We start from the raw sequence: 20,511 nt of genomic DNA, 5'->3' as shown, positions 1-20,511 counted from the left end.
ACTTATTTAATCTGGTTTTCATGAAAATTACTTTCAATATTTCAAATATAATTTATATAAATATGCGATTCTAATTACATAAAGAGAGCGACTGTGCCCCCAGCCTGCCAAACATCCGTTTGCCTTACGCAAACAGGATAATCACTACAAAACAACACCTTACTGAATGCACCAGAAGCGAAGCCCTGTCACTAGGGCTACTATAAAGCGATGCGCCGGTAAGCAACGCATGTCTTTTGAGAACAACCCAATCAGAACACACATAAAATATCGGCACTCCATTGCCGGAGGCGCGACCTCTAGAAAACCGATTTGGTTGCCCTTGAAATAAGCAGGATAATTTGATGCGCAGTTACCAATTGGACAGGCTGACAGCCCTTCTTTTCGCGAGCACAGCACTGCTCGGACTAACCCATACAGCAAACGCTGCAGACATCGATTATATAGGTCTTGCAACGGGTGGTCTCTGGGGAACAGTATCCAACTGGAGTAGCGGTACTCTGCCAACAGCTACTGACACCGTCATCATTCGACCTGGCACGCAAAGCATAACTATCAATTCAGGGCAAACCTACGACGTTGGCATGATTTCCGTTCTCGACGGCTCCGCCCTGAACAACAACGGTATCGGAGGCACGATTTCGGCGGGCAGCTTGATTATTCACGGCGTCAACGGCGTAGGCTTTCAATATTCGAGCGACGGAACAGGTGCGTCCGGGCCCAGAAAATTCCAGCTGGCGAACAATGTAACATTTATTGTCGATAACCCTAATGGCAGCCAAGTAACCATCGCCAACAGCGGCACAGCAGCTCTTAACGACAAAATACTGACCATCGATACGGTTTACGCGAACAACGTATTGGTAATTTCCGGCGGCGTTTCCGGAACGGGCGGCATCGTAAAAACCGGCGACGGTCTAGTATGGACGGCCGTGCCCACTCATAGCTATACGGGCACAACCGACATCCAGTCAGGCACAATGGAGCTCCGTTCAGCGGCAAGCCTGAACTCATCCAGCCTGATTAATGTGGATGGCGTGTTTGACGTCAGCGCCATAACGGCAGCTTCCACGTCGATCCAAACACTGACCGGTACAGGTATTGTGCAACTTGGCACCAAGATGCTCAATTTCACAAATGCGAGCACGACTTTCGCTGGTAGTATCAACGGTACGGGCGGCATTACGGTGAGCACTGGCAGCCTCGCATTGTCGGGCGCCAACAGCTATAGCGGCGATACCACTATCGCAGTGGGTGCCCGTCTTCAGCTTGGCGCGGGTGGCGCAACGGGCAGTCTGGATAGCCAGAACATCATCAATCATGGAGAACTGGCATTCAATCGCAGCGATGCGTTCATCGTCGCTGCCGACATTTCCGGCACCGGCGGCTTATCTCAGATCGGCACGGGCACAACCACTCTATCGGGCACCAATACCTATAGTGGCGACACCAATATCGATGCTGGAACACTGAAGGCAGGTGCAGCCAATGTGTTCAGCACGACATCGGCATTTGCGGTCTCGTCGGGCGCGGCGCTGGACCTCAATGACACGGACCAGACGCTGGCCTCCCTTACCAATGCAGGCAATGTCAACTTCGGCACATCGACCGACACGCTGCTCCACATCACCGGCGATTATACCGGTAACAATGGCATGCTGACGATCAATGCGGTTCTCGGCGATGATACATCGAAAACCAACAAGATCATTATCGATGGCGATACGTCGGGCACCACTCTCCTTCACGTCAACAATCGCGGTGGAACAGGTGACGCGACCACGTCCGGCATTGAGGTCATAACAGTCGGTGGCAGTTCTGACGGCGACTTCATACTGGATGCGCAGTATCGCACAGGTGGCAAGCCAGTCATCGTGATCGGCGCGTATGAATACGGCCTTTATAAAGGTAACGCCCAGGGTCAGGACACCAATGACTGGTATCTGATCTCCAAGAAAACCCCAGACGACCCCAAGCCGGAACCAGAGCCAGAGCCAACCCCCACCCCAAATCCAAATCCGGAAAATCCCAATACAGACCCAGAACCAACGCCGGAAGCCAAACTGCAAGCTGGCGCGCCGGTCTATGAGGCCTATTCACAGCATCTGCTTGGCATGAACGAAGTCTCCTCGCTGCGCCAGCGCACCGGCAATCGTGTATGGGCGGGACAGACGGCATCACCTGACAAAGCAGCTTCAATGGGTAATGGTGTCTGGGGCCGCATCGAAGGTGCACATAATCGCCTTGAGCCCAACCAAACGACAACCGGCACACAAACCCGCCAGAACATCTTCAAGATGCAGGCCGGCATCGATGGCGCATTTCTGGAGAATGAACAGGGCAGCCTGATCGGGGGCGTCTTTGGCCAGTATATGCATGGCAAGACCAGAACATCGTCGCGCGACTTCGTATCCGGCGACATTTCGACCGACGGTTACGGCCTCGGCGGAACGCTGACCTGGTATGGCGAAAACGGTTTCTATGCCGATGCACTGACACAGGCCACCTGGTACGACAGCGATCTGACGACATCCGCCGAAGGTGCAGCCGCACTTGCCACCGGAAGCCGGGCTTTTGGCTATGCGGTTTCTCTGGAAAGCGGCCAGCAGCTTTCTATCAACGACCGCTGGTCCGTCACACCGCAAGGGCAACTGGTCTATTCGTCAGTGGATGCGGATAGCTTCATCGACGGTTTCGGCAGTGCCGTCCGGTTTGATCGCGGCGAAAGCCTGCAAGGCCGTCTCGGTGTTAATCTCGATTACACATCGTCCTGGCAAAACGCCAAGGGGACAACCGACCGCGCCAATCTCTATGGCATCGCCAATCTCTATTACGAGTTCCGCGACGGAACCCGCGCCGATCTGGCAGGTGTCAGTCTGGCAAGTCGTCAGGACCGTCTGTGGGGTGGGCTGGGCGTCGGCGGCACCTATAGTTTCGACGGTGAACGCTATTCCGTCTTCGGCGAAGGGCTGATCAACACCAGCCTGAACAATTTCGGCAACAGCTACGCGCTGAAAGGCAATGTCGGCTTCCGCGTCCACTGGTAACCGCATAACAGAGCGGCTTCGTGATCACGAGGCCGCTCTCAATTTTGTTACAGTCCGGATTGAACCAAATCGCCAGAGCCGCGTTTATTAAGCATTCGTTAACCATAACGGAGGCTGTCATGCTCTGGTACTACAGACTGGAAAGCAGTTTTGCCGCCGCATTCGTGATCGCTGCGGCAGTCACACTCTGGTTAATGTGAGGCGGAGGCCTTTACCGCCCACTTTACCCATCATCACAACAACGGAGGACCACCCTATGCAGTGGCTCCATTGGATTGCGTTTGGAATGATTGCCGCCATGCCTGTTGTCGTGTTCGGCATTACCTATCTTGAAGTCGGTCGCAAATGATCTTGTTAAGCTGGCAAGGCAAAATCTGTCTTCGGACAGGTGATGCCTTGCATGCATAATGTCGTTCTCTTTCATGAGACGCAGAACCACAATTTCGGATGACTTCTGTGTATGCAGCCCTTATGCACAGGAGAACGATTTTTGCTGGTTTTGCTGCATGAAAGGACATCACGATGAGCGACGCCATCCTGATTACGGTCGATGAACTGTTCGAACTCGTGAAGGACACCCTCCGCAACGCCAAATTCAGCGACGCCCATGCAAGTGCGATCGCGCGCACCATCGTGGCGGCAGAGCGCGATGGCTGCAAATCGCATGGCATTTACCGTATCGAAGGCTGCCTGCGCACCGTCAAAAGCGGCAAGGTAGTTACTGACGCCGTGCCGGTGCTGACCGTGGATGACAGCGCAGTCGTGCGTGTCGAAGCCCATGGCGGCTTTGCCAATCTCGCTTTCGAAACCGGCAAACCCGCGCTGATCGAACGGGCGCGCAAGCTCGGTCTGGCTGCTCTCGTCATCAATGATTGCACCCATTTCGCTGCCCTTTGGCCTGAAGTGGAAGCGCTGGCCGATGAAGGCCTCGCCGCCATGGCCATGTGTCCAAGCTATGCCACCGTTGCGCCTGCTGGCGGCACCAAGCCGCTTCTCGGCACCAATCCGTTTGCCTTCGGCTGGCCGCGCCCGGGTGAAAACCCCTATGTGTTCGATTTTGCAACCAGCGTCGCAGCGCGCGGCGAATTGGAGCTTTACCGCCGCGCTGGCAAGCAATTGCCGGAAGGCTGGGCTGTCGATGCCGACGGCAAGCCGACCACCGATCCGGAAGCCGCCCTTGCAGGCGCGATGCTGCCTTTCGGCCAGCACAAGGGTTCTGCCATTTCGACCATGATCGAGCTTTTGGCTGGTTCCATGATCGGCGACTTCAGCAGCCCGGAGGCTCTCGCCTATCTCGGCACCACGACGATTGCGCCGCGCCATGGCGAGCTGGTCCTCGCATTCGACCCGACGCGCATGGCTGGCGGACGCCTCAATCCAATCCAGCACGGCGAAATTCTGCTTGAAGCCATTGCCGGTCAGGGCGCCCGTCTTCCGTCGCAGCGCCGTTTCGCGGCCCGCCGTGAATCGCTGTCAAAGGGCATTTCGCTCACCCAGTCGGAAATGGATCACCTCGAAATGCTGCGCCAGAAAGGCCTCGACGCTATCGCGTAATTTCGAATTTCACCCAAACAAAAACCCCGCCGATAGGCGGGGTTTTTCATTTCAGAATGTTATAAAATTCAAGCTGCGTATTTCGCGACCACGCCGCCCTGCTTGATCCAAGCTGCATACCAGGTCTGGAACAGCTTCAGCTGTGCTTCGCAATAACCACGCTGGGCATCGGAAAGCTTGTCCGTCTCATTGAAATGCAGTTCGTATTCCGGGTTGCCGGTCACAACCATCATATGCTTGTAGAACAGAACGAGGTCCGGGCCTTCATCGAAGGATGACAGCACGCCGAGCGCGGCTTCCAGTTCAAGCGCGGCAACGCGAGCTTCGACATCGCCAGCAGCAGCGGCCTTCGACAGCGAAACCAGATGCTGAACTTCCTTCGGCAGCACATTGCCGATGCCGGTGATTGCACCCTTTGCGCCGCAATTGACGAAGCCGTGGAACACGCCAGTGTCGACGCCGACCATCAGGGTCACATCGTCATCGGCGCTGGTGATGTTTTCAGCGGCATAGCGCATGGCTTCCGCACCGCCGAATTCCTTGAAACCGATCAGGTTCGGATGCTCGGCGCGCAGCGCGAAGAAAAGATCGGCGCGGGTTGCAAAGCCATAATAAGGGCTGTTGTAGATCACAGCCGGAAGATCGGGCGCAGCCGCCAGAATGGCCTTGAAATGCGCCTTCTGGGCGGAGATCGACGAGCCGCGCGACAGAACGCGCGGGATAACCATCAGGCCCTTTGCGCCAACTTTCTGGGCATGGGCGGCATGAGCGGCAGCCGAGGCGGTATTGACGGCGCCGGTGCCGACGACCACAGGCACGCCAGCCTTTGCAAGCGCTTCAACGCCAGCCATGCGCTGTTCGTCGGTGAGAAGCGGCCAGTCACCCATCGAGCCGCAATAGACGACGGCAGACATGCCAGCGGCGATCAGTTCCTTGCCCTTGCGCACCAGCGCATCGAAATCCGGCGAGCGGTCTGGCTTGCATGGCGTCATGAGTGCGGGGATGCAGCCGGAAAAAATATCAGAAGTCATGGTCCTGTCCTTGAATCTCTTCAACGCGTTTTTCAATCAACCAGAGTCTACAACCGGCTTCAGCAAGCCTTGTATGAAAACAAATATACACAATGTATTTTTCTTGTCGACTAAAATTTTAATTGCAACTACGATCTAATCACCATCACAAAGGACAGCGCGCGAAAGCATGCCTCCCGGCTCTTCCCGCCCTGCCCCTTTCAATAAAAGGACACGCCATGAGCAAAGCACCATCCAGCCAATCGGCAAACCGGTCTGAGGGCCAGTCTGCCGACCGCAAGAAGGGCTCTGGCGTCAAGATGGTCTATGATGTGCTGCGCGATGAAATCATCGATCTTTCGCTCGCGCCCGGCAGCCCCATTGACGAGAACCAGCTGGCGGAACGCTTTGCCATGTCCCGCACGCCAATCCGCGAAGCGCTGGTCAGGCTTGCCAGCGACGGCTTTGTGACGACACTGCCCAACCGCTCAACAGTGGTTTCGAATATCGACTTTCTAAGCCTGCCGGCCTTTTTCGACGCGATCACCCTGATGTATCGCGTCACGACGCGGCTTGCTGCGCGTCACCGCACCAAAGCCGACCTCAAGATCATTCGCGCCCATCAGGAAGATTTTGCCAAGGCCGTGCGCGCCCAGAATGCGCTGGACATGATCTCGACCAATCGCGATTTTCACGCGGCGATTGCCGAAGCCGGGCGCAACCCGTTCTATACGAGTTTTTTCGCGCGCCTTCTCGATGAAGGTCGCCGCCTGCTGCGCCTTTATTATTCGTCCTTCTCGGACCAGCTGCCGGAACAATATGTGACGGAACATGAAGACATGATCCGCGCCATTGAGGAGCAGGACGTCGAAACCGCCGATCGGCTGGGCAAGGCCCATGGTGACCAGATCGTGCAACAGATACGCAAGCTGATCGCCGAGGACCGGCGTGACGTCATGGATCTCTGATTAGCCGCCGTTCACCAGCGCGAGCACAAGCTGCTGCACATTGCCGCCATTGCCCATCTCGACACGGTCGAAATCGCGGCCCTGTGCACGCTGTACGGCAACCAGATCGGTGATTTCCTTGATCAGCACCTTGCGAATTTTCTGACATTTCGGATCGTTGGGCACAGAAAGCCCGACCGTGCGGCGCACGATTTCGCGCGTCATGTCCTTGGCGCTGTCGCCATGTACCAGCTCATGCTTGCGGATGCCTTCAATGAAAACATCCCAATTTTCGCGCACCGGCGACGGCAGCTTTTCCGACGGTTTCGGCAGCGTATAGGTGATTTTCAGCTTCGGTTTTGCAGACAGGATCGTGCAGGCATTGTTGCTGTGATCGAACTTGCGATCCCAGGTCAGCACATAGGTCGTATGGGCGATCACCCGTCCGATCCCGATCTTCGGTCCGCGCTGGCCGATGGATCGATAGAGATCAATGCCGGTCTGCCCTGTAATGGCGTAAGGCTTGACCTCTTCAATGGCTTTCCAGTCGTCTTCTGCCCGGTCCTCAGCACGGGCCGGAAAGGCCGCGAGCAGAGCAAGAATTGCCAGTCCAACGATTTTCTTCACGACCACTCCGTCACTAAAACACAGGCGGCAACTTACAGGACCCGATTGCTTTCCAGAAGCCATGCATTTCGTTTCAGGAACCTATTGTCCACAGTGACGCAAATCGAAGGAGATTGACTCCCGCAAGCCGTCATCGTTTGATCGCACCATGCATGGGGGTTCTGCGGGGTGGCAATTTGCCAGAGCAAGGAAAAACCATCTCATCGAACATAGAAACTGGAGTTGCGTTGTGCTCAAATCCACCAGACGGGGAATAATTCATCTTGCCTTTGCTCTTGCCGCCACGACGGCAATGGGCACCTTCGCCACGGCGGCGGAAGCCAAGGACAAGATCCTGCTCATCATCAATGGCGCGCTTGGCGACAAATCGTTCTTCGATTCCGCCGCCAAGGGCATGAAGATGATCAAGGACAAATATGGCGACGATGTCGAGACCAAGATTCTCGAAATCGGCGACGATCCGACCAAGTGGGAGCCTGTCTTCCTCGACGCTTCCGAACAGGACTGGGACCTGATCATCGGCGGCACCTACCAGATGTCGGAAACCGTCGGCTCGGTTGCAAAGCAGTATCCGGACAAGAAATACGTTCTCTACGATGCCAGCGTTCCTTACGAGGAAGGCGGCTATGACAACGTCTATTCCATCCAGTACAAGCAGAATGAAGGCTCCTATCTCGGCGGCATGCTGGCAGCCTCGCTGCTGAAAGACGGCAAGCTCGGCGATACGGGCAAGAATCTGGGCTTCCTCGGCGGCATGGACATCCCGGTCATCAACGACTTCCTCGCCGGTTATATCGCCGGTGCGCAGTCGGTCACGCCGGATGTGAAGATCGCCATTTCCTATGCCGGTTCCTTCATGGATGCCGCCAAGGGCAAGGAACTTGGCCTCGCACAATATCGCTCCAATGTGGCGCTCGGCTTTGTGGTCGCGTCGCAGACCGGCCTCGGCCAGCTTTCGGCTGCCAAGGAAACCGGTAAATATGTTCTCGGCGTCGATTCCGATCAGGAAGCTATCTTCAAGGACAGCGACCCGGCCATCGCCAAGCAGGTTGTCAGCTCCGTTCTCAAGAATGTCGATGTCAGCCTTTTGCAGGCCTATGACCGCTTCAAGGCAGGCGACCTGCCCTTCGGCAAGGCGGAAGCGCTCGGCCTGAAGGAAGGTGCGGTCGGCATCGTGACGGACGGCAACATGGCCACCATGGCCAGCCAGGAAACCAAGGATGCCATCAAGAAGGCTTCCGACGAGATTTCCGAAGGCAAGATCACGGTTCCGACCGGTTTTGGCCTCAGCACCGAAGATCTCAATGCGATGCGCAACAAGGTTCGTCCCTGATCGTGTCAAATCCAGCTGAAAAACATGAAGGCGGCGATGCAATCGTCGCCTTCCACGATGTGAGCAAGGTCTATCCGAACGGCACCGTCGCGCTCAGCGACGTGTCGTTTTCGATCCGCGCCGGATCAATCCACGCCATTTGCGGCGAGAACGGCGCTGGCAAATCGACGCTCATGAAAATCCTGTTCGGCATCGAGAATGCCACAGCGGGAGAAATCGTCATCGATGGCCAGCATATTGCGTCCTGGTCGCCGGAAGATGCCGCGGCACAAGGCATCGGCATGGTGCATCAGCATTTCTCGCTGGTGCCGACGCTGACCGTGACGGAAAACATCATTCTCGGTCATGAGCCGGTGAAGGCCGGGCTGATCGACCGTGTTGCCGCGCGCACAATGGTCGATGACCTGATGCAGCAATATGATCTGCATGCCGACCCGGATGCGATCACGGGCGCGCTGTCCGTGGCTGCACAGCAAAAGGTCGAAATTTTGAAGGCGCTGGCGCGCCGCACCCGATTGCTGATCCTCGACGAACCGACTGCCGTTCTCTCTCCGCCCGAGATTGAGGAACTGATGCGACGGCTGAAAAGCCTGCGCGACGACGGCATCACCATTCTTTTCATTTCGCACAAGCTGAACGAAGTGCGCGAGCTGGCGGAAAGCGTCACCGTACTGCGCGCCGGTGCCGTTACCGGCACGGAAAAGCTTGCCGATGTGCCGGACGACGCCATCATGCAGATGGTCATGGGCCATGCGGTCGACATTCCAAAACGCGCCCACAAGACCGGCCCGACCAGAACGGTCCTCGCCATGAATGGCGTGACGACCAAAGCGCCTGATCCTGCCGACCGCATCAACGATATCAACCTCACCATTGGCGCAGGCGAAATCGTCGGTGTTGCAGGTGTGGACGGCAGCGGCCAGCGCGGCCTTGTTTCCGTTCTGTCCGGTCTGGCAGAAGCTGCGACCGGCACCATCAGCCTCAACGACGCGAATATGCTGCGCGCCGATACGGCGAGCTGGCGTAAAAAGGGCCTTGCCTATCTTCCCGCCGACCGCTTTTCGCAAGGCGGCGCGCCTGGCCTGTCGCTGGCGGAAAATGCAATCGCCGGAACCGACCACAATCCCGAAACGGATAGAGGCCCTTTCCTGCGCTGGAACGCGATCAAGACGCGCGTGCAGGGCATGATCAAGCGCTATTCGGTGCGGGCAGGCGCGATTACGGAGCGGCTCGACTCGCTTTCCGGCGGTAATGCGCAAAAGCTGATTGCCGCACGAGAACTGGCAACCAATCCGAAATTTCTCATCGCCGATCAGCCAACACGCGGCATCGACGTTTCGGCGGCAGCTTTCCTGCATCGCCGGATCGATGAAGTGGCGCAAGGTGGCTGTGCGGTATTGCTGGTCAGCGCCGATCTCGACGAATTGCTGCGCCTCAGCGACCGGGTTGTCGTGCTCTTCAACGGGCGCATTGTCGCCCATCTGGAAAACGGGCCCGACATCACACCTGCGACGCTCGGCCCCTATATGCTCGGAACCAAGGTGGCTGCCTGATGCATAAAATTCTGGCTTCCCTCGTTCCCTTCTTCCTGACCGTGCTGGTGATCGCCGTCATCATGGCCGTGCTGCTGGTGCCGCTGGCGCTGATGCAGGACGACCCGGTGGCGATCCTGAAGACGTTCTTCCTCGGCCCCTTCGGCAGTATCCGCCACATGGGCAATATGGTGGAAGCGGCAACGCCGATCATGCTGACCGGCCTTGCCATCACCATCATGTTCCGCTCCGGCCTGTTCAATCTCGGTGCAGAAAGCGGCTTCTTTCTGGGCGCGCTCGGCGCGGTTACCGGCGCTGTGCTGATCCCGTCGCTCGGCTGGTTCTCGCTGCCAGTCGCCATTCTGTGCGGCGCGGTTGCGGGCAGCTTTGCCTGCACCATTCCGGCGGCACTGCGCCTGCGCTTCGGCGCATCGGAAATGGTGACGTCGCTGGTGCTGAACTACGCCTTTCTGTTTCTCGGCTTGTTCGTGCTCAATTACGTCATCCGCGACCCGGCTGCGGGCGGCATGATGTCGTTGAAAATTCCGCCCGAGGCAAAGCTTGATCGGCTGCTGGCGGGCACACGCCTTAACAGCGGCTCGATCATTGCCATTCTCGCCTGTATCGCAGGCGGTATCTGGCTTTACTGGACGCGCTCCGGTCTCAATATCCGCATCGCAGGCTCCAGCCCCGGCTTCGCCAATCATCTCGGCCTCCCGCTCAAGGGCATCATCATGCGGGCGCAGATCGTTGGCGGTCTGGTCGCGGGCATGGCAGGTGCGCTGGAAGTGCTCGGCCTTCATGCGCGCTTTTCGTGGCTTGATCTGCCGGGTTATGGCTGGACTGGTCTCGTCGTCGCCATTCTGGCGCGCGAAAATCCGTTCCTTCTGGTCCCCGCGGCCTTGTTCCTCGGTTTCGTTCAGGTCGGCGGCGACCTTCTCGCCCGCAACATGAATATCCCGACCGAAGTGGTGGGGCTGGTAACGGCGGCCATCATGGTGGGTTCGACCGCAAGCGTCATCCATAATCACCCGACCGTGCTGCGCGTGATCCGCAACTTGCGTAACCGCAAAGACGAACAGGCCCAGGAACGGCAGATTGGAGAACACGCATGAGCACCGTTCTCGCCCAAATTCTCGATCCGTCCTTCATTGGCACGATCCTGCGCGTTTCGACGCCGCTTCTGCTGGCGGCGCTCGGCGTGATGATTTCCGACCGCGCCGGTGTTCTCAATATCGGCATGGAAGGCATGATGCTTGTGGCGGCGCTCATCGCCGTTCTGGCCAGTGCGGCAACAGGAAGTCCGGCCATCGGCCTTTTGGCCGCGCTGATTGCAGGCGCGCTTCTCGGCTGGATCATGTCGGTTTCGGTCAACCGTCTTGGCACCGACCTCATCATGACCGGCATTGCGCTCAACATTGCGGCGGCGGCAGCAACCACGCTCGGCCTTTATCTTGCCACTGGCGACCAAGGCATGTCGGGCGCGCTGAAAAGCGGCGCATTGCCTAGCCTGCCGGTGCCTTTCATCGGCAATATCCATGTGCTGACCTTTGCAGCCCTTCTGGCCGTCCCGGCGGTCAGCCTGTTGATGATGCGCACCCGCTTCGGCCTGCATCTGCGCGCCACCGGCGTCGATCCAAAATCGGCACGGGCGGCGGGCATTCATGTCGGCCGTGTGCAGATGCAGGCGCTGGTGCTTTCCGGCATTTTCGGCGGTGCGGCGGGTGCCTATCTCTCGCTTGGCTATGTCACCTGGTTTGCCCAGAACATGACCGCCGGTCGCGGCTTTATCGCGATTGCAGCCGAAGTGATGGGACAGGGAACTGCCTGGGGCACGCTTGCCGCAAGCCTTGTGCTGGCTGCCGCGGAATCGCTCGCTATCACGCTGCAAAGTCTCGGACTGCCATTCGAATTGATGCAGATGATCCCCTATCTCGTTCCGGTGGTCGTGCTGACGATCCACGCCGCCCGCAAGCAGCGGCGTGCACGGCAATTGAAGAACTTCTGAAATGCATGAAAATGAGAAGAACATGAAGGCTTGGGAACTGACCCGCGACCTGCTGCGCGACACCAAACCCGTGGTGCGTACGGCGGAAGAACAGACATGGGATGCGAGCGCCGTCATGAAGGCGCAAGACGATCTCATGGCCATGTTCTGGAAAAGCAATGTGCCTGGTTCGGCTGCGCCTGAATGCCTGATGGCAGGCGCGCTGCAATCGCTCGAAAACAAGGGTTATGTGCTGGAGCCCTATGCAGAACTTCTGCGCGATGGGCTGACAGCGCTAGAGCGCGGCGACTTCGAAACACTTTACCGCATCGATATGCGCCTGCGCGTGCTGATGCGGGCGGCACAGCCTGACCCGAACCATATCTCGCAGAAGACGGTGCGATACACCGCGTGGGAGCAGTTCGACGCTGCCGTTCAATGGCCGGAAGATGTGCTCTATGCTGTGCAGTCTGACGATTTTCGCGACCGCACCGCAGCCGCGTGGATGGCGCAGCTTGTGGGCGCAGCGGCGGGAACGGCGCTGGAAGGCTACACGGCTGAAAACATCATGGAGGTTTTCGGCCCAATCCGCGATTACGTGCGTGAGCCGAACACCTATAATGACGACATCACCTTTGAAATCGCCTTTCTGGAAGCCTTTGGCGACAAGGGTTCCGCCGTCACCAGCCGCGATATTGCCGAACGCTGGACTTCACTGATCCCGCTTGGCTGGTCGGCGGAAGCCATTGCGCTTTCCAATATGCGCCGTGGCCTGACGCCGCCGGAAACTGGCACATCCGACAATCCGTTTGATGAATGGATCGGCGCGCAGATGCGCGGCACCATTTGCGGTATGGTCGTACCCGGTCGCGCCCGCGAAGCCGCACGGCTTGCATGGATGGACGCGGAGATTTCCCATGCTGGTAACGGCATTCTGGGTGAGGTTTTCAACGCCGTCATGGCGGCCCGCGCTTTTGCCGTCAAAGACACGCGTGAACTGCTCGTCTCGACGATAAAGCTGTTCTCAACCGAAACGGAATATGGCGCGGTTCTGGCCTTCGCGCTCGATGCCTGCCATTCGGCCGCCAACTGGCAGGATGCATGGGCGAAATGCGATGTGGAATATGCCGAATATAACTGGATCCACGTCTATCCGAATGCGGCGGCGCAGGTCATCGCATTGTGGTTCGGCGAAGGCGATTTCGACCGCACGCTCGAAATCGTGTGCGGCATTGGTCATGACGTCGACTGCAACGCAGCGCAAATCCTGAGCATGATCGCCATCCAGCACGGCCCTCGTATCATCGCAGAGCGTTGGTCCAAGCCGCTGCTGGCCGACGACATCGTCACCTATATGCGCCGCCCGGCGAAAATCTCTTTCGAAGCGCTTGTCGACCAGACGGTCGATGCGGCGCGCAACGCTCTTTAAATCCCCTATTAGGAAACCTATCATGGCCCGTAAAATTATTATCGATACCGATCCCGGTCAGGACGATGCAGTCGCCATTCTGCTGGCCTTGGCAAGCCCGGAACTGGACATTCTCGGCATTACCGCCGTTGCCGGCAACGGCCCGCTGGCGCGCACGGAAATCAACACGCGCACCATCTGCGAAGTGGCAAAGAAGCCGGACACCAAGGTGTTTGCAGGCTCCATCCGCCCGCTGGTGCGCCCGTTGGTGACCGCCGAAAACGTGCATGGCAAAACCGGCCTCGACGGCTATGACCTGCCCAAGCCGACCATGCCGCTGCAAGCGCAGCACGGCGTTGATTTCATCATCGAAACGCTGATGAAGGAAGAACCGGGCACCGTCACGCTTTGCCCGCTTGGACCGCTCACCAACATCGCCTCCGCACTGATCCGCGAACCGAAGATCGCCGAACGCGTCAAGGAAATCGTACTGATGGGCGGCGGCTATTTCGAAGGCGGCAACATCACGCCTTCGGCTGAATTCAACATCTATGTCGACCCACATGCCGCAGCGGTTGTGTTCAAATCCGGCATCCAGATCACCATGCTGCCACTTGATGTCACCCACAAGGTGCTGACCACCGAGAAGCGCATCGCCGCCATTCGCGGTCTCGGCACCCATGTCGGCGAAGTGGTCGCGGCATGGCTCGAATTCTTCGAGCGCTATGACGAAGCGAAATACGGCACCGATGGCGGCCCGCTGCATGATCCGAACGTCATCGCCTATCTCCTAAAGCCGGAGCTTTATTCCGGTCGTCACTGCAATGTAGAAATCGAGATCAATTCGGAACTGACGATTGGCGAAACTGTCGTCGACTGGTGGGAAGTAACTGACCGCCCGAAGAACGCATTCTTCATCAAGGATGTCGATGCGGATGGTTTTTTCGCGCTTCTGACGGAACGTCTGGCGACGCTCTGATCCCTGGTCAAAACAAAAAAGGCCGCGCTGGTCCTGCCAGCGCGGCTTTTTGTTTGCAACTGAAATTCAGGCGCTGGCGATCAGTGCTTCCACTTCGCGCGCGGTCGGCGCAGCCGCGCCAGCACCTGCCCGTGTGACGGCAATCGCCCCCGAGGCGGACGCAAAACGCACGCAATCATGCAGCGATTTTCCGTCCGCATAGGCGACTGCGAAACCGCCATTGAAACTGTCACCTGCCGCGACCGTATCCACGACCTTGACCTTGAACGGCTCGAAATGCCTGACCTCACCTGCGGTCACCAGCAGTGCTCCACGGCTGCCAAGCTTGAGGATGACGGTCTTGGGGCCGCGTTCCAGAAGGTTGCGGGCTGCCGCTTCTGCCGAGGCCAGATCGGTCGGCTCAATGCCGGTGATTTCGGCTGCTTCCGTCTCGTTTGGCGAGATGATGTCGCAAAGCGCAATCAGGTCCGCCATGCGGCTGGCATCGCCAACCGGAGCCGGGTCAAACAGCACCTGACCGCCTGAAGCACGCACGGCTTTCGCAACCGCCAGATTGGCCTCATGCGGCACTTCGCGCTGCAACAACGTGATTTTCGCTTTGGCAATGTCGGCGGCATGAGCGTCGATATCGGCTGCCGACCAATGCGCATTCGCCCCCGCGCAAACGGCAATCGTGTTCTGGCCCGCCTCGTCGACCTGAATGATCGCCATGCCCGTCTCGACACCGCGGGTCACGCGCACACCGTTAGTGTTGAGGCCGAATTCCTGCATCTGCTTGACGGCAAGATCTCCAAAGGCGTCATTGCCGACAGCGCCGACGAAGCGCACATCGCCGCCAAGCTTGGCGACAGCCACAGCCTGATTGGCGCCCTTGCCACCGAGACCGATCCCGTAGCCCGATGCATTCACCGTCTGCCCTGGACGCGGCAACGCCGCCATTCGCGCGCTGACATCCACATTCACACTGCCGAAAATGAAAATCTTCAACGGCTTCCTCCATAGAAGTTTTGCTGCACCATAACTGCGAGCGAAGAAAACTTCCATGTCGGTACTTCTGTCGTGCACAGACAGAAAAGCCGCGAGATTGTCTCGCGGCTTTTCTTCAATCACGGTTCAACTGGCTCATTCGGCTTTCAGGAAATCGCCGACTTCCAGCAGCACGAACTCATTGTCGTCGACCTTGTCGAGCGAACGGCCTGCCGAGAACGGAAGATTATTGTCGTTGCCGACGATGATATGGGTATCGTCCACACGGTCGACATTCTCGATCGTCACGAACGGCATGTCGTAAATGGCGTCGTGACCACCCTGACGGCGCTTGTTGTCCGGGTCTGCAATTGTCAGCAGATCAATATAGCCGATCTTGCGCACTTCCTTGCCGACATTGCTGTCATCGAAGGAAATCTTGTAGATGCGCTTGACCTTGGACGGCACATCAAAGCAATCCGGCTGCGGCTTTTTCGGATCGGCACAAGCCTTTTCCGCAACGCCTGCACCATTATCACGCTCGATGACCAGACCCGTGCTGGCGTCCAGCATGTTGAAGTCGCCAATCGCTTCGCCACCATCGGCAAGAGGATAGAGCCACGAACGGCCCGTCCACTTCTTGTCGGCGACGCTGAACTCGATGATGCGCAGACCAGTCTTGCCGCTTTCGGTCTTTTCCGGCGCGCCATCAACGAAAAGCGGACCTTCAAGAAGACCGTAGAGCTTTGAACCGTCCTTCGACATGGCAAGGCCTTCAAAGCCGCCCGAACGCTTGATATTGTAAACCGGAAGCTTGAGGCTCGGATTGGCAGGCAAAGCCAGCTTTGGATTATCCGGCGAGACGACCTGCGTTTCACCGACCTGCGTTGAGAACACGTCGGTCAGCTTGCCGTCAGTATCAAACTTCAGCAGGAAGGGGCCGAATTCCTCGCCCACCCAGAAGCCATCCGCCACCGGCTGGATCGATTCCACGTCGAAATCAGCGCCAGTCAGGTAGCGCTTTTCCGCGCCTTCCATGACGATCGGGAATGGGGCCTTCTTGTCCGGGTCGGTGAGGAACAGGGTCTTCACGCGCTCGACCTTGCCATTGTCCCAGTCGAACTTGACATTGTGCAGCATCAGCATGGCGTCGGGCGAATTGAACTTCGTGCCGAAACCATTGTCCGACAGCGTCCAGAAGCTACCGTCTTCCATGGTCTTGATGCCCGAAAAACCCTGCACCGGCTGACCATCGAATGGCAGTGAAAGGCCAGTCTTGCGCACACCATCCTTGCCTTCAATCGTGCCGATGCCTTCCGCACGCTTGCGGTCCGCGGTCGTGAACTTGCCGGAGGTCTTCAGATGATCTGCCGCATCGTCCGGCGCCGCAATGACCGTGTTGGCCGGCAGGATCGCATGGGCCTTCAGCGTGGCCGGAAATGCTTTTTCCTCCGCCGACGCCGGAACAATGGTGAAAGCCAGAAGGCTGGCGAGAATGGTTGACGTGCCGAAATACCGATGCATGGAATGTCCCCGTTCCAAGTTAGCTCTGCGGTATCGGTAAGCGGGCTTCGTGACACGTGCTTGACTGTCCAATGAAGCTTTGAAGACTTCCACTGACAAAGCGTGGAAAATCCGAACTTCGGTGATTTGGAATATTTTTCCTCTATTCTGCTGACAACTATGACGCTAATTTCCTGCGTTGTTGCATGAGGGAAAAAATGACCGACAATTCGTCCGTTCGCCGCAATATTCTTGTTCTGACGATGGCGCAGGCGCTCGGCGCGTCCAGCCCGCCTATCGTCATCTCGCTCGGCGGCCTTGTCGGGCAGAAATTGTCGTCCGATCCAGCCCTCGTTACCTTGCCCGTCAGCCTGTTCAATCTGGGACTGGCACTCGGCACTTTGCCCGCCGCGTTCTTGATGCGGCAGCTCGGGCGACGCAATGCCTATATGATTGGCGCGCTTGTCGGCGCGGCGGCGGGACTTGTTGCAGCCGCTGGCATCTTCTCCGCATCATTCCTGATCTTCTGCCTTGGCACGCTGACAGCAGGTCTCTATGCTGCCTATGTTCAGAGCTATCGCTTTGCCGCCGCAGACGCCGCCAGCGGTGACATGAAGGCCAGGGCAATTTCCTATGTAATGGTTGGCGGGCTCATCGCCGCAATCGTCGGGCCGCAGCTCGTGATCTGGACCCGCGACACGATTCCCGACGCCATGTTCGCTGGCAGTTTCCTCAGCCAGGCAGTGCTGGGCCTCATCGCCTTGCCGGTCTTGTCCCTGCTGCGCGCGCCTAAGGCTGTCAAAGCGGCCAATGCCAGCAATGACACCGGAAGACCCCTGATCGAAATTCTGAAAATGCCGCGCTTCATCCTGTCGGTGGCGGCAGGTGTCTGCTCCTATGCCCTGATGACATTCGTGATGACGGCGGCACCTATCGCCATGGTCGGCCACGGTCATTCCGTCGATCACGCAGCGCTTGGCATTCAATGGCATGTGCTCGCCATGTTCGGACCAAGCTTTTTCACCGGCAAGCTGATCGCCCGCTACGGTAAGGAAAAGATCACAGCACTCGGCCTCGTCCTGATCGCCGGGGCGGCAGCCGTTGCACTTGGCGGCTTCGATGTCGGTCATTTCTGGGTGGCGCTGATCCTGCTTGGCATCGGCTGGAATTTCGGCTTCATCGGCGCTACAGCGATGGTCACAGACTGCCACACGCCAGCCGAGCGCGGCAAGGCGCAGGGCGCCAATGATTTCATCATGTTCGGCACGGTTGCCTGCGCATCGTTCTTTGCGGGATCGCTGCTGCATGCATCCGGCTGGGAAACCATCAACTGGCTGGTTTTCCCCGCCGTCGCGCTGGTGCTCGTGCCGCTTATCCTGCGCCTGAAGCCGAAGGTCGTGACACAGTAATCAGCTTTGCAATTATGCACACGAACGTGACTTGGACTTAGTTTCGCCAGAAGCTATCTGTTTTACTGAAGAGCACCGATCCGATTCCGTTGGGTCGGTGCTCTGTCTTTCTTTTCTGAAGCTATGATGCGACGCCGTATATTCAGGTTTTTGAGTGCCGGACGAACCGCTGGAACGAGACAATGATCAACGATCTGACCGACGAAATGTTCTGGCTGTTCACCATCGGTGTCTGCATTCTGTTCATCATCCGCCTGCTGTCACCGCCACCAGCGATGCGCAGCAAAACATCGGCCCAGCCGCTGCCGCGCCCACGCTGGCGCTCGCGTCGCCGCGCTTTCCGTGAACGCTGGATGGCGCGCAGCAAAGCCGAACGGCCTTAAAAGGCGGAAGACGTCTCAACGCATAAAGATGAGCGCCATGCCGACGACGGCAAAAGCTGCGCCAAGCCATGCGCCTGCGGCGGGGCGCTCGCCCGTCCTGAGCCAGAGCAGCGGCAAGATGATGACAGGCGTTGTGGCCGATATGGTCGAAACAATGCCCGCTTTGCCGCCCGACAAGGCGAAAAGCAGCAAGGTCATGCCGATGCCGAGCGACAGAAAACCGGTCAGCGCCGTCATCGCGCCAACCCGCCAGTTGAGCGGATTGCGCGGTTTCACGGCGGCAAAGGGCAACTGCATCAGAATCGACAGACATATCGCGGCAGTGCCAACGCGCAGCATGGAGCCGACAAACGGGTCAATGCCCGTTTCCATCACCGGACGCGCGATGATCGAGCCGATGGCCTGACCGAGCGCCGACAGCAAACCAAGGCCGATGCCGGCCCATAGCGATCCCTTGATCGTTTCCCATGGATGCAGCTGCGTTGCGCGCTTGCCGAAGAAAATCGCCAGCGATACCCCGAAAACCGTAATGACAATGCCGAGCACGGCGGTCAGCGACAAGGTTTCGCCCAGCACCAGCCAGCCGAGCAGTGCGGTCATTGGCGCATTCATGGCGAAGAGAATGCCGGAGCGGCGCGGTCCAAGCCTGTTGAGCGTAATGAAGAGCAGAGTATCGCCGAGAAAAATGCCGATGAAACCGGAAAGCATCAGGGGCAAGACAACATCGCCACTCAGTTGCTGCCATTTTCCAGTCGCGATGACATAGATGGCCAGCAGGCTCGTGACAAACACTTGCCGCACGCGATTGAAGGCAAGCGCGCCCAAATGACCGGCTGGCCAGGCAGAGATGAGGCCCGTCAGTGCCCAGCACGTTGCTGCGCCAGCGGCAGCCAGCTCATAGATCGGCATTTTATTCCTGCAATAAACGTTATGCCGCTTTCTATCGGGGCAGGAAAATGCCGTCTATTTCATTCTCGTGAACTGGCTATCACGGAAATCGAACGATGCGTTGCTGGTTAGAACCGGTAGGTCACGCCCAGAACAGGACCGTTGAGACGTGAATCAAACACATAGCCGTCACGGTCGTAATCGACATGCAACGCCTTATAGCCTGCCGAAACCGACAGGTGATCGGTGAGCACATAATTGACCGTGCCAAGCACCGACCAGGTCAATTCAGAACCCGCGCCAAAGCCGCCAATATCCGCCTGCGCCTGCAAGGAAAGCTTGTCCGTCAGACGCAAGAGCGCCCGCGTGCCCACCACGGGATCGACCCAGTTGAAGCTTTCGCCATAGCTGCGCGACAGGCCGAGCGCGCTGACCGTCACATCGTTGGAAATGTGCCAGAAGCGGATGCCGCCCAGCGCGTCGAGCGTGAATTTTGGCGTATCGACAACGCGATAACCGGCTTGCAGCGTGGCCATGAACTGTTTGCTGTCCACATCGCCATTGACGACCGTGCCCGAAGGAATGGCAATCGGCAGTGGCGGCAGATTGCCATAAGCATGGCTTTCCGTAGTATCGACATACATCATGTCGCCCGAGATGACGAAACGGTCGTAGCGGCCCCAGACATTGACGAAGCCGCTGAAATTGAGATCGCTCAACACATCGGAAAAGGACTTTTCAATGCCAATGGTCGGTGCACGCTGGAAGGGCGAAATATCTCCCTTGAGACCCGCCGCCCAGACATAGGGCGTGATTTGCAAGGCCCAGCGCTGGTTCTCCACGACAGACGGCGCTTCAGGCGGAACGACAACCGCGTCGGCAGCACTTGCGGCCTGCGCGCCGCAAAGGGACATGACAACGGCAACAGCATACGTGTT

At 58.0% G+C, this 20,511-nt stretch carries 17 protein-coding genes; 11 read left to right on the top strand and 6 right to left on the bottom strand.

Annotated elements, in window-relative coordinates:
* The first annotated feature begins 344 nt into the window (after positions 1–344).
* Together FGI60_RS00360 and FGI60_RS00355 are read left to right on the top strand one after the other, a co-directional pair.
* Complete coding sequence (locus FGI60_RS00360; protein WP_138783444.1) at positions 345–3,047, top strand: autotransporter family protein; 2,703 nt, start codon at positions 345–347, stop codon at positions 3,045–3,047.
* Positions 3,048–3,569: 522 nt separating this feature from the next.
* Positions 3,570–4,601 carry an Ldh family oxidoreductase gene (locus tag FGI60_RS00355; RefSeq protein ID WP_138783443.1) on the top strand — a complete coding sequence of 344 codons (1,032 nt, stop codon included), beginning with the start codon at positions 3,570–3,572 and terminating at the stop codon, positions 4,599–4,601.
* A 68-nt stretch (positions 4,602–4,669) separates the two neighbouring features.
* On the opposite strand, the gene FGI60_RS00350 is transcribed toward FGI60_RS00355, so the two are convergent.
* Entirely contained in the window at positions 4,670–5,632 is a 963-nt protein-coding gene (locus FGI60_RS00350; RefSeq protein WP_138783442.1) for a dihydrodipicolinate synthase family protein, read from the bottom strand.
* Positions 5,633–5,850: 218 nt separating this feature from the next.
* Here FGI60_RS00350 and FGI60_RS00345 point away from each other — a divergent pair, with 218 nt between their 5' ends.
* A complete protein-coding gene (locus FGI60_RS00345) occupies positions 5,851–6,579 on the top strand; it encodes a GntR family transcriptional regulator (protein WP_138783441.1) in 729 nt (242 codons plus the stop codon).
* Here the strand turns inward: FGI60_RS00345 and FGI60_RS00340 are convergent, their stop codons facing one another.
* Complete coding sequence (locus FGI60_RS00340; protein ID WP_374843506.1) at positions 6,580–7,167, bottom strand: DUF922 domain-containing Zn-dependent protease; 588 nt, start codon at positions 7,165–7,167, stop codon at positions 6,580–6,582.
* A gap of 247 nt (positions 7,168–7,414) precedes the next feature.
* Here FGI60_RS00340 and FGI60_RS00335 point away from each other — a divergent pair, with 247 nt between their 5' ends.
* From FGI60_RS00335 to FGI60_RS00310, 6 genes are read left to right on the top strand one after another with little or no spacing between them, the layout of a single operon-like run.
* Positions 7,415–8,518: a BMP family ABC transporter substrate-binding protein gene (locus tag FGI60_RS00335; protein ID WP_078339006.1), complete on the top strand. Its 1,104-nt coding sequence runs from the start codon at positions 7,415–7,417 to the stop codon at positions 8,516–8,518.
* A gap of 2 nt (positions 8,519–8,520) precedes the next feature.
* A complete protein-coding gene (locus tag FGI60_RS00330; RefSeq protein WP_138783439.1) occupies positions 8,521–10,071 on the top strand; it encodes an ABC transporter ATP-binding protein in 1,551 nt (516 codons plus the stop codon).
* Positions 10,071–11,165: an ABC transporter permease gene (locus FGI60_RS00325; protein WP_138783438.1), complete on the top strand. Its 1,095-nt coding sequence runs from the start codon at positions 10,071–10,073 to the stop codon at positions 11,163–11,165. Before FGI60_RS00330 ends, FGI60_RS00325 begins: the two co-directional genes overlap by 1 nt.
* Positions 11,162–12,058: an ABC transporter permease gene (locus FGI60_RS00320; RefSeq protein WP_138783437.1), complete on the top strand. Its 897-nt coding sequence runs from the start codon at positions 11,162–11,164 to the stop codon at positions 12,056–12,058. Before FGI60_RS00325 ends, FGI60_RS00320 begins: the two co-directional genes overlap by 4 nt.
* Positions 12,059–12,080: 22 nt before the next feature.
* Positions 12,081–13,466, top strand: coding sequence for an ADP-ribosylglycohydrolase family protein (locus tag FGI60_RS00315; protein ID WP_235889702.1), 1,386 nt, complete (start codon positions 12,081–12,083; stop codon positions 13,464–13,466).
* Between the two features lie 22 nt (positions 13,467–13,488).
* Positions 13,489–14,424 (top strand): nucleoside hydrolase, encoded by a 936-nt coding sequence (locus FGI60_RS00310; protein ID WP_138783435.1) that lies wholly within the window; start codon positions 13,489–13,491, stop codon positions 14,422–14,424.
* A 66-nt stretch (positions 14,425–14,490) separates the two neighbouring features.
* On the opposite strand, the gene rbsK is transcribed toward FGI60_RS00310, so the two are convergent.
* Positions 14,491–15,468, bottom strand: coding sequence for a ribokinase (gene rbsK / locus FGI60_RS00305; protein ID WP_138783434.1), 978 nt, complete (start codon positions 15,466–15,468; stop codon positions 14,491–14,493).
* Between the two features lie 78 nt (positions 15,469–15,546).
* Positions 15,547–16,914, bottom strand: coding sequence for an esterase-like activity of phytase family protein (locus tag FGI60_RS00300; RefSeq protein ID WP_171058658.1), 1,368 nt, complete (start codon positions 16,912–16,914; stop codon positions 15,547–15,549).
* Between the two features lie 197 nt (positions 16,915–17,111).
* On the opposite strand from FGI60_RS00300, the gene FGI60_RS00295 reads away from it, so the two are divergent.
* Positions 17,112–18,302: an MFS transporter gene (locus FGI60_RS00295; RefSeq protein ID WP_138783433.1), complete on the top strand. Its 1,191-nt coding sequence runs from the start codon at positions 17,112–17,114 to the stop codon at positions 18,300–18,302.
* Positions 18,303–18,484: 182 nt separating this feature from the next.
* The gene (locus tag FGI60_RS00290; protein ID WP_138783432.1) at positions 18,485–18,685 is read left to right on the top strand and encodes a hypothetical protein; all 201 of its coding nucleotides are present in this window, start codon (positions 18,485–18,487) and stop codon (positions 18,683–18,685) included.
* Between the two features lie 15 nt (positions 18,686–18,700).
* On the opposite strand, the gene FGI60_RS00285 is transcribed toward FGI60_RS00290, so the two are convergent.
* Positions 18,701–19,594, bottom strand: coding sequence for a DMT family transporter (locus FGI60_RS00285; RefSeq protein ID WP_138783431.1), 894 nt, complete (start codon positions 19,592–19,594; stop codon positions 18,701–18,703).
* 107 nt (positions 19,595–19,701) lie between these two features.
* The gene (locus tag FGI60_RS00280) at positions 19,702–20,487 is read right to left on the bottom strand and encodes a porin family protein (RefSeq protein ID WP_374843504.1); all 786 of its coding nucleotides are present in this window, start codon (positions 20,485–20,487) and stop codon (positions 19,702–19,704) included.
* Positions 20,488–20,511 lie beyond the last annotated feature (24 nt).

The sequence above is a fragment of the Brucella haematophila genome (assembly GCF_005938105.1).
GTDB lineage: Bacteria > Pseudomonadota > Alphaproteobacteria > Rhizobiales > Rhizobiaceae > Brucella > Brucella haematophila.
The sequence above is the reverse complement of the archived record's forward strand: the minus strand, read 5'-3'. Positions and strand labels throughout refer to the sequence as shown.